At 64.9% G+C, this 1,617-nt stretch carries 1 protein-coding gene; it reads right to left on the bottom strand.

Annotated features, from left to right (window positions below):
* Nucleotides 1-914, bottom strand: a 914-nt coding sequence (locus tag QH270_RS12040; RefSeq protein WP_280340960.1) for a hypothetical protein, incomplete at its 3' end; no start/stop codon positions are given.
* Nucleotides 915-1,617: the final 703 nt, after the last annotated feature.

A 1,617-nucleotide genomic window follows, 5' to 3' on the forward strand; every position in this document is an offset into this window, starting at 1 on the left:
AACTGCGCCGAGTGAGCGCCGATGATCGAAGCGGCCGTGGAATCGATCCACCACGTCGCCTGCCATCGAGAGTGCCCATCGGGGAGACTGACATCTGCCGGCAATGCGTGCAAGATCGTGCGGGTGGCCAGATTCGCCAACCCCGTGCAAACACCGAGCACAATGACGAGCCCTGCCACCCATCCCACGAACCATACAAACGGGCCGGACAGGTCGTTGTTGTCTCCCACCTCGACCCACCGGGCGGTAGCCGTAAACCCAATAGCAGCCGCGATTCCGCACACCACCAGTCGCCGGTTTCGATCGACGGGCGGCTCGGCGGTAAGGCGACGTACTGACCTCCGGAGCCAGGGATGGCGGTAGATGAAGCGAAGCAAGCGCCGTGACACCCGGGCGATGAAGGTGAGACATCCCAACATCAGTACCGTTAGCGGACCGGGAGGATTCGGCGGCGTAGGGTTCGGGTCATCCGTTCTGGACTCGGGCGTTTCCGATGACACCGGCGCCGGCGCGAAGGTAGTCAGAGTGTCGACGGGGCGACCGCGGTAGGTCAGGCCTGCGGGCCCTGGGGACTGGCGATTCGCGTGAAGTTGCCGGTAGCGGATGCGCTCCAGGCTGACCAGGGCGACTTGCGCGTCGCACAATCCGTCCTCGAGTTCCGCTTGGAGGCGCTGCGCTACTGCGGCATCCGCGCCCGGTCCCAGTCCTGTTCGAATGTCGCGGGCGAAGGTGTCGCGGTCATCGGGGCCGGTACCGGGTTGCGAGGTCGGTGACCAGCCGCGTTCGGTGAGAACATCGCGCGCGCGTTCTCGATCGAACGGCGATCCAGCAATTTCGATCCGGCACCGAGCACGCGCCAGGGCGACGTCGAGAAGATAGTGTCCCCTGTAGTCGACAAGATTGCGCAGACCCACCTGTTACCCCCGATTCCCCTCCAGCAGCGATGGATCCACCGTATCGCGCCGTGTCGGGCACCGGCCACTGGATTGCACCCCACAGCGACGACGCTGCACCGACCGGTAGTAGCCGGCGCAGGCGGCCGCGCTGCTGGCCCGGAACCGACTCGACAGCTACAGGTATCCGCATCCACCGCAGCACACTCGCAGTTGCTGGACCATCCTCATCAGGTACGCCGCCCCCGAACCCAGGAGGCGCAGGTTGCATCGGCGGCCGATGAACTAGATGGGTTCCAGCCACGATGACGAGACCGGTCAGGAGTTCACCTTTCACCACCACGGCGTGAACGAGCGAGGCTTCCCCAACCATGATGGCACCCAATCCGCACAGCAGGGCGATTCGCTGCGGTTACGCCACCGCGGCGTCATGTGTTGTCGTGGGCAGCTGCGGCCTTCCGGCGCCGGTAGTCGCGCTGACGGCACGCATTGCTGCATAGCGCGCGCGGCCGTCCTTGGCTTGCACCGTTTTTCGATGGCGGGTTCACCGGCACCATGCACGGGCATTGCCTGCAACGCACCGATTGCGAACGTAACGTTGTCGCTCCTGCCCGGTCACCGACGTGGATTGTGCACGCAGGGTCGGGTGGCCGAACGGCTGTCGGACCCGCAATCTTCTTCCTGAGGTAGGCCGCGAATTCCTCGGCGTTGACCCGATCATCAT

This window comes from Nocardia neocaledoniensis (genome assembly GCF_029868625.1).
Lineage (GTDB): Bacteria > Actinomycetota > Actinomycetes > Mycobacteriales > Mycobacteriaceae > Nocardia > Nocardia neocaledoniensis_A.